The following is an 8,018-nucleotide window of genomic DNA, read 5'->3' as shown; positions in this document are numbered from 1 at the left end:
GAGATAATCGATTGCACTCGTTTAAATAATCATTATCATATCTGATAGAATCAAATACTTTCTTCATTGGTACCCCATCTACTCCAATGGATTCAGTAGGACCATAAAAGCCCCATAGGTATGCTATAGCTGTCCCAAATATGTCATCATACGTTCCAACAGTTAGATATGCAGTAACGGGAACATTCTCTATTTGAAGTGCAACCTTCATAGATTTCGCATTTACCGAACCAACGGCATTGAGAGCCGGTATTTCGGTATCTCCGGAATTGAGGATCTGAACAGCGGAAGCCTTTTTCCCACCTAATTTTAGATCAGACGCAAAATACTCATTAACATATTGTTCAGGTGTAGTTCCACGAGGAAGGAGATTCGGATATTGATGTAGTTTTGATAAGAACATTATCCCATAACAAGGATTATCTGGATTGATGATACTGATTCCCCAACATTGAAAATTAGTTACCGACCACCCGTATGGGAGAAGCATCGAAAGTTCTCCAGGGATCTCATAGGTCTGGAGTTGAGGCACTGCTCCTGAAACAATACCTGGTGATAATCCAATCCAGAATACGAGAAGAATAGCGTAACACATTATTCTCATGTCCATCCCTACAACAGGGGTAAATACTATACTGTGATCACATAATCCTTTCTACAAATCAGCATGACGATTTTCATCTGGTCAAATTTATGAAAAGGCAGAGAATGGATAAAGACAAAATTAGATCAGGATAAGAGATCCGGATATTTCATGAGAATCGGGAAAAAGCAATGAACTATCCATTTGAAGGTTATGATGAACCCCGAGCTCCGCAGACCACCGGCAATGCATCTGCAATCTCGGGCAGCATTTCTGCAGGGATGCCCATAACCATCTCTCCTTCTTCAATTCCTGAGTACTTCCGTGAACCGTCGCATCCCAGAGAAAAATTAATTTTTCCGGTCAGATACACCTGGGCCGAAGCATCTGCACATACCGACTGAATTCCGGCAAAATTGCATGTGATTCTGCCACCAAGCCGGTACAGGTTACTTTGAGCAAGTTTCAGCATTGCCTTTGGTTTGGTGACCAAAAGGACAACGGTTGGATCAAACGTGACTTTTTCAAGCGGTGCATAGGCAATGCCATAGGTTGCATTCGATTCCACATGAGGGATATTGAGAATAGTCCTTTTACATGCTGCCCAGCTGTCATATTTTCCGAGTTTGTAATAAAACTCTCCATTCTTTAGCGTATGTGTTATCTCACGAAGTCCGAGAGCCCACGAACCGCCTATACAGGTATGATTCTCATTGACTGAGTAGAAGATCTTCCCTTCCTTTCGTGCCATATTTACCATCTGACAATGGGTTACTTTCTCCTCAAGTGCTGGGACACCTTCAGGAAGATGCTCCTTTTCAGTGATGAACTTGATGGCAACAGGAGATCCTTCAAGGTGAAGGAGTTCTTTCATGATTCTGGAGATTTCAGGGTAATCGATCTTAGTTCGTATGGCATCCTGCATGATGATCTTCCTTGGAAACAATAGGATCATCTACCTTAAAGAGCTTCAGGATAGTCTTCTCAATTGTGAATTAGAGAGAGAAAATGGATTATTCCAGGTTACTCTGACCTGGTGCCAACAGAGACTGAACCCATCCTCTGTTTGCCCAAAGGGCGCAGCCACCACCGGATTCAGACAGTATATGATGATTGGCACGAATTTTTGCCAGAAGATCAGATTTGAGGGCCTCACGAAGTGGAATCTGTGTGACATTCACATCAGAGATCGGAGCAGCTGGACAGGGCTCAAGATCACCGGACGGGCTTATATGAACAAAACCTCTTCCAGCAGAGAGACAGCCCCCAAAGGCCTCTTCATCACCGGGAAATCCAATGATAAGAGCAGGATACAGATCAGAAAACCCGGAGAGTATATTGTTCAGTAAATTATGCTGATCATCGGAGAGGGTCACATCAGATGTTTCTTCTTCGATTGGAACGTACTCCACAAACGTAATCAATCGGCACCCGAATGAGATCATTTCTTTGACAAATCTGTCGCTGGTGACTTCTGTGAAATTTTTGCTGCTTACAGTAACTGAACAACCGAAAAAGATGCCATTCTGGCGAAGTAATGAAAAAGATCTGATTGCAGCATCATACACCCCGCCTGATCTCCTTGAATCTGTTGCCTCCCGGTCCCCTTCGATACTCAGGATTGGAACGATATTTTTCTTTTTTCCTATTTCAGCCGCAAGGGATTCATCAATAAGAAGTCCGTTTGTAAAGATGGCAAACAGCATCGACGGAAACTCCCTGGCCAGCATCAGGATCTCAACCTTTCTGACCAGAGGCTCTCCCCCTGCTAATACCAGAAACGAAACGCCGAGATCAACACACTGGGAGGTCAGATTCCTGATATCAGCAGAACTCATTTCCGGTGCCATGACAGGATGCAGGGATCTCATATAACACCCATGACAGGCAAGGTTGCACTGGTGGGTCAGGCTGAACATCACTACTGCCGGAACCTGTACATCTTCAGCAGCCAGCATCTCACGCCTTCTTGCCGCCTTTTTTTGTGCTGTAAGAAGCCGTGTTGCAGTCACAAGGAGGGAGGGATCAGTCCCAACAATCCTGACCACTTTCCTGATATTAGCGGTGATGCTCTGTGAAAGAATGTGCGTATAAAACCCTGGTAACCAGTCAGGATCATGACAGGGAGACAAGCCAGCCGGCGGGGAAGAGTACTCCACCTGCTGACTACTCATGCACAAGTTCCTTCTGTTTGCGCAAATCTGCAGGGGTGACTGCCGGGTGATGATACCGTCCTCTTCCCTCGGTTCCAAACATCATATTCAGATTGATTGCCTGGACAGGGCAGTAGTTGAGGCAGGCACAGCAGAGTTCACACCGGTCGGCATAAACAGGCAGTTTGTCATTTAGGGTAATGTTCCCGGATGGACAGACAGATACACAGGTCCCACAGGAAGTACAGGCATCAGATACGGAGAATTTCTCTCCAGCATTGTGAACATTTTTTGCAAATGGTTCATAGAGTATGAATTGAAGAAGGGATGACCCTGGAGTCATTCCTGGATGTACTACACGATTGTTTCTTATTTCTTCGGCTATCCTGTTACAATCTTTTTCTGCTTTCGCAAGGATGGACCGCTGTTTTTCACCAGTCGGAGGAACACTGATTGGAGGAAAGTTACCAGGCATCCTGACCATGAACCCTGCATTGATACCCCTTCCATTGTGGGACTTCACGGCCCGATCAATCATCTTGAGGGCAGATGCACCGGTTCCCCCAAGGGTAAGAACTGCAAAGAGATACGAGTCTGCGGAAATAGAAAACACTTGCAGGAATTCCCGGACCATGACCGGGATACCCATATCGTACACAGGGCAGAATATTCCTATCCTACCTTCAGGTGTAGTGATATTCTTTTTCTCCTTCATCAGGGCTGCAATAGGAACAAGGTCTGTATCGCCAAGAATTGCAGCAATATTCCTTGCAACAACCAGTGTATTCCCGGTTCCGGTGAAATAATAGAGTGTCGTCTTCATGATTTCCCTCCGGTGAGGCGGATTTTTTCGATAAGGGGTGTAATCGCTTGATCGCTGATTACAGTATGTTTGTCAAGAACTCCTTCTCCGGCAGGGACCATCCCTACATCAGATACACGTGATTTGAGCAGGGCAATAGCCTGACCGCCACTCTTCGCATCATTACAGGTTACAATCAGAAACGCTCGTTTCCCACTTTCTCCAGATAGTACCTTGAGTGCCCCATTCATCACAGGGGTTGGCTTTCCTGCCCAAACCGGGCATGCGAAAACCACAAGATCTGTATCTCCAAGAGCTATTGAATCAGGGGTAACTGAATCTGCTGTACCTGTCAGTGCCCGGTAGCATCCTTTCGTTACAGCTGAAAGGGTAGAATACTGCTGATTCGGGACGACTTCGATAAGATCTCCTCCAAGTTGGTGATGAATCTTCTCTGCTATTGTCCTGGTCTTTCCTGAATGTGAATGATAGATGACAGTGATCTTCATGATGGTCAATCTCTCTTCTGATATGAGTCCTTTATGGTTGGGTCAATCTCCCTGCAGTTCATGTCTGATATGCCTCGATGATCATCCTGATCAGTTCCATTACATGATGTGAATCCTCTGTTTCACGACGGGAAAATGCTGCCTCCCCCGCAACAACAACACCTTTCTCTTCCAGATCTTTCTTAAGTATCGGAAGACAATGACCGGGATTGCTGCTGTATGTGGTGCACACAAAAGCCTTTTTCCCTTCACAACCGGTTAATCCGGCAACAAGGGAGTTGGCAGCAGGAGCAGGTTTCCAGGCCCAGACAGGGGTCGCGATCACTAGGAGGTCATACGCTGATACATCGATGACATCAGGTGTTATCTGATCCTTCTCTTCATTGCGGGAGCGAAGACAACCAGTTGTGAACGCGGTGAAGGACCTGTATTTTTTCAACGTGTGAATCTCAATGAGATCCCCGCCGCATACTTCCTGGATCTTCTCCATCAGCCCTCTGGTAATCCCTGAGTATGAGTAATACACAATGACGATGTTAAGCGGGCCTTTGGGGATCTTTTCTCTGACAAGCTGCTGGTTACATCGTGAAAGTACGATAGAGCGTACCTGTTCAAACTGCCCTGCGATCTGAACCATGCGGGCACGATTCAGGGTAAAGTTGACGTGAAAGCCAACACGTTCTGACTCAACAAGCCCGTCTGATTTAAGCAGTTTGAGATGCTGCGAGACAGCTGGCTGGGAAATGCCGACGCGTGCAGCCAGGTCAGATACGCCCAGCGTTCCGGTTGTATCTGTTGCCAGATGAAAGAGAATACGAAGTCGGTTTGCATCGCTCAAGACTTTAAATGCCTCTGCAAGATCACGGACCTGTGGGCATTCATCTGGAGTGTTGTCTTCAGGAACTTCTGCTACCATGAAGTGTATAACTAATTACTTATAGTCTTATAACAAATTTCTGTATGGTGCTGCGGGGCCTGAGAGGAGACTGAGTACCGGTACCCCAATACCGCTGATACCCTCCACCTCCTATAATATGAGCACTCAGTCTATGCTGAACGCATGGATCCGGATCAGACCCCCGGCCTGGCACCTGTCTGCCTGAGATGCGGCAGATGCTGCAGGTACGGCCCTTCTATTAATGCAAATAGTGAAGATCTCAAGCGATGGGTGATCGAAGATCGGAGAGATATTCTCACATTTTTTGAAGCATTCTGCACGGACGGATCGTATATCAATTGCGCTTTTTTCAAAAATCCAGAATCCCTTTCCCGGGTTCTCTGGACCGATATGATAAATCCGGACACCAATGATTATTACAAGGACTGTCCATTTTTGCGGCCACTTTCTGAAAGTGAGTGGTTCTGTTCAATCTATGAGACGAGACCCTCTATCTGCACCAGATTCAGGCCCTGGGAATGGGGCGAAAAAGGAGAGTTCTTCAATTGTCCGGTTGTTGAACACACGTTGAGAGAGACCTCAACCATATGTTCAGGAGCATTGGTCCATCCTGAAAAAGATGAACGTACAACAGATGCTTGCAATCCCGGCCACGTAAAAAACCACCTGGGTTCCAGATATATCCATTACAATACCGGAGAAGAGCGGGGATATGACAAGTCCGATTGAGAGTACTGTGTTCACAAGTGCCGATGCACTCCCCTGCCCGACTTCCCGTCCTGCTACAGTCACAACAGCATACATTGCCGGAAGCGAGACAGCCCTGCCAACACCCATCAAAAGAGCTGCAATCAGATAAGGGAGGAGTCCGGTAAACTCAGGAAGGACCAGGAGAGAAGTGCCAATCATGGCAGTGCCTCCCGCAATAAGGTAATATCTGTCAAACTGATCAGCGATCCTGCTGAAAAAATACTGAAAAACCGGGGTTGCTAGTACTGATACCAGAATGATCAGTCCTGTCTCTGATGCCGAAAGCCCGCCGCTCTTTATCGCCGCAACCGGGAGAAAAACCATGAATGTACCATTCGCGAGGGCATACATTAACTGGTACAGAATGGGTCCACGAAGCGGCTTGTAGGCCATAACGGCCCTGATTGGTGATTTTTGAACAGGTCTTGAGGGGAGCTCAGGCAGAAAGAAAAATACCGTAGCAAGAGCTGCCAGGGAGAGGAGAGTCATTGCATGAAAGACTGCATCCATTGTGAATATGTCAGAAATGACTCCCCCGATAAACGGACCAAGACTCATACCGAGTGAGACTGAACTCGCAAATGAGCCTACAAACCTTCCTTCTTCTCCAGTGGGGGCGATTTCACTGATATACGCTATTGCAACAGGAAGCACCATTGCAGAGGCGATACCGTGTATGAACCGTAGAGCCGTGATCTCGTATACTGATCCCGCAAGTGTGTACAGAAAAGAGATGAGAGAGTACATGCACAGCCCTAAAATGATAAGACGGCGACGACCGTGATCATCAGATAATCTCCCAAAGACAGGGAGAAAGAGTGCCCTGGATAATGCAAACGCTGAAAATATCGCCCCGATCCAGATCCCGGTAGCCCCGAGAGTGGCGGCATAACGGGGAAACAACGGTATGACGATGCCAACACCTATCATTGTGGCAAACACTGCAGAGTAGAGGGAGAGAAAGATCCGCCTTCTGGTTCCGGGAGATGGCAGGCTGGCGATCATATATACAACTGTTGAATTCTACAAGGCAGACAGGCTGATGCAGGTCAAATCCGAAACATTCCAGATATTCTGAACAATACTACGAATCCTGCATTACACTCCATACTTACTCAGCATAAAAAGGGAAATAAGGACAGGATCTGATCATACAAGTCAATACCAGCATCCTGTAGCGCAATCTCAATTACTATTTTTACATCGTGAGCAAATTGGAGAGGATATTTATCTGGTTTCGTCCCCGCTGCCACTTACGTTATGCTACACTCATAACCCTGTTCATCAGGAGAACCCCACCGATCCATATCAGATACGCTCCACAGATGCTCGATAAGAAAGAGAACCGTTCTGCAAGAAGATAGAGAGATGCCAGAAAAATAAGCGACGGGATGGCGAAGTAAAAAGAACCCAGTACAAGCTGGTGGGCAACATTGGTTCCTGACTCTGCATAGGTAAACATGAAGGCAATTGTTGTTGTTATGGGAGCAGCAGCGAGAATGCCCCCATAGCGGGGATCAATATGCTGAACAATTATTGTAACCCCGACAATGATACATCCGGCAACGAGGAACTTCAGGAGTGTATACAGGTAATCCATGTCAGAAGAGGGTGAATGCTAACTGGTATTAAACATAAGCCCATTATTGAAAGAATTATGAATTATACGGAGTTAACAGGCCGTCTGACCCGGAGATCCTGATTTTGTCCTTATGATATGGTAATGACTTATCCTTCCGGGCTCTCATCATCCCTGAAGAATACATACAGATGCTCATCAAGGATTTTTCCCTGCTTGACGATAGCTTTTTTATGAATTGCCTCAAGGACAAAACCATTCTTTTCCAGCACACGCATCGATCTGGGATTATTCGAGAAGACACCAGCCTGTATCCTGATGATATCAGGATTCCTGAACGCGACAGGGAGAACGGCACTTACTGCATCTGATATAATCCCCTGTCCCCAGTATGGCCTCGACAGCCAGTATCCAATCTCGGCACTTCGACGATAAATATCATCCAGAAGGTGAATTCCGATACCTCCCACTGCCTGGTCATCAATCACAACAGCCATGAAAAGATGAGGATGATCACCGGTTGCCATGGCGAGGAACCTATCTGCATCTGCAAGAGTATAGGGGCTTGGGAACCCGTCACGCATAGATGCCGCGATATCCGGGTTGTCTGCATGTCTTACGAGAGAGAGACGGTCATCCATTGACCATGGCCTCAGGAATGAGGAGGGAGTTTTTAGTATCATATCTGACATCTCTTATCTGACCGTTACAGGTTACTCCTTTTTAGAGCAAACCACTAAATAA

At 46.5% G+C, this 8,018-nt stretch carries 9 protein-coding genes and 1 pseudogene; 1 reads left to right on the top strand and 9 read right to left on the bottom strand.

The genetic code is table 11. The features are described from left to right. The 6 genes from VN429_RS03315 to VN429_RS03290 all read right to left on the bottom strand — a co-directional run. The coding region (locus VN429_RS03315) for a hypothetical protein (RefSeq protein ID WP_325629766.1) at nucleotides 1–610 on the bottom strand (610 nt) is incomplete at its 3' end. Between the two features lie 184 nt (nucleotides 611–794). Further along, on the bottom strand, nucleotides 795–1,508 hold the full coding sequence (locus VN429_RS03310; protein WP_325629768.1) for a DUF169 domain-containing protein: 714 nt from the start codon (nucleotides 1,506–1,508) through the stop codon (nucleotides 795–797). Nucleotides 1,509–1,596: 88 nt separating this feature from the next. Beyond that, complete coding sequence (locus VN429_RS03305; protein ID WP_325629764.1) at nucleotides 1,597–2,757, bottom strand: radical SAM protein; 1,161 nt, start codon at nucleotides 2,755–2,757, stop codon at nucleotides 1,597–1,599. Continuing rightward, complete coding sequence (locus tag VN429_RS03300) at nucleotides 2,750–3,559, bottom strand: EFR1 family ferrodoxin (protein WP_325629762.1); 810 nt, start codon at nucleotides 3,557–3,559, stop codon at nucleotides 2,750–2,752. Before VN429_RS03300 ends, VN429_RS03305 begins: the two co-directional genes overlap by 8 nt. Further along, on the bottom strand, nucleotides 3,556–4,047 hold the full coding sequence (locus tag VN429_RS03295) for a flavodoxin family protein (protein WP_325629759.1): 492 nt from the start codon (nucleotides 4,045–4,047) through the stop codon (nucleotides 3,556–3,558). Before VN429_RS03295 ends, VN429_RS03300 begins: the two co-directional genes overlap by 4 nt. Before the next feature lie 58 nt (nucleotides 4,048–4,105). Next, nucleotides 4,106–4,963 carry a metalloregulator ArsR/SmtB family transcription factor gene (locus tag VN429_RS03290; RefSeq protein ID WP_325629757.1) on the bottom strand — a complete coding sequence of 286 codons (858 nt, stop codon included), beginning with the start codon at nucleotides 4,961–4,963 and terminating at the stop codon, nucleotides 4,106–4,108. Between the two features lie 144 nt (nucleotides 4,964–5,107). Between VN429_RS03290 and VN429_RS12535 the strand changes: the two are divergent. Then, nucleotides 5,108–5,449: pseudogene (locus VN429_RS12535) on the top strand (YkgJ family cysteine cluster protein); the annotation flags it as partial. 87 nt (nucleotides 5,450–5,536) lie between these two features. Here VN429_RS12535 and VN429_RS03285 read toward each other — a convergent pair. The 3 genes from VN429_RS03285 to VN429_RS03275 all read right to left on the bottom strand — a co-directional run bounded on the left by VN429_RS03285 (nucleotide 5,537) and on the right by VN429_RS03275 (nucleotide 7,966). Then, nucleotides 5,537–6,700 carry an MFS transporter gene (locus VN429_RS03285; protein WP_325629755.1) on the bottom strand — a complete coding sequence of 388 codons (1,164 nt, stop codon included), beginning with the start codon at nucleotides 6,698–6,700 and terminating at the stop codon, nucleotides 5,537–5,539. Between the two features lie 253 nt (nucleotides 6,701–6,953). Continuing rightward, nucleotides 6,954–7,295, bottom strand: coding sequence for a hypothetical protein (locus tag VN429_RS03280; RefSeq protein WP_325629753.1), 342 nt, complete (start codon nucleotides 7,293–7,295; stop codon nucleotides 6,954–6,956). A 128-nt stretch (nucleotides 7,296–7,423) separates the two neighbouring features. Then, complete coding sequence (locus VN429_RS03275) at nucleotides 7,424–7,966, bottom strand: GNAT family N-acetyltransferase (RefSeq protein WP_325629751.1); 543 nt, start codon at nucleotides 7,964–7,966, stop codon at nucleotides 7,424–7,426. Between the last annotated feature and the right edge of the window lie 52 nt (nucleotides 7,967–8,018).

Origin of the sequence: Methanospirillum sp. (assembly GCF_035560735.1) — an archaeon.
Lineage (GTDB): Archaea > Halobacteriota > Methanomicrobia > Methanomicrobiales > Methanospirillaceae > Methanospirillum.
Note: the sequence above shows the minus strand (reverse complement) of the source record. Positions and strands in the feature narration are given on the sequence as shown.

Bases quoted from the DNA above. Each gene is read 5' to 3' on its own strand.
- VN429_RS03310 (WP_325629768.1), bottom strand. From the start codon at position 1,508: ATGCAGGATGCCATACGAACTAAGATCGATTACCCTGAAATCTCCAGA.
- VN429_RS03305 (WP_325629764.1), bottom strand. From the start codon at position 2,757: ATGAGTAGTCAGCAGGTGGAGTACTCTTCCCCGCCGGCTGGCTTGTCT.
- VN429_RS03300 (WP_325629762.1), bottom strand. From the start codon at position 3,559: ATGAAGACGACACTCTATTATTTCACCGGAACCGGGAATACACTGGTT.
- VN429_RS03295 (WP_325629759.1), bottom strand. From the start codon at position 4,047: ATGAAGATCACTGTCATCTATCATTCACATTCAGGAAAGACCAGGACA.
- VN429_RS03290 (WP_325629757.1), bottom strand. From the start codon at position 4,963: ATGGTAGCAGAAGTTCCTGAAGACAACACTCCAGATGAATGCCCACAG.
- VN429_RS03285 (WP_325629755.1), bottom strand. From the start codon at position 6,700: ATGATCGCCAGCCTGCCATCTCCCGGAACCAGAAGGCGGATCTTTCTC.
- VN429_RS03280 (WP_325629753.1), bottom strand. From the start codon at position 7,295: ATGGATTACCTGTATACACTCCTGAAGTTCCTCGTTGCCGGATGTATC.
- VN429_RS03275 (WP_325629751.1), bottom strand. From the start codon at position 7,966: ATGTCAGATATGATACTAAAAACTCCCTCCTCATTCCTGAGGCCATGG.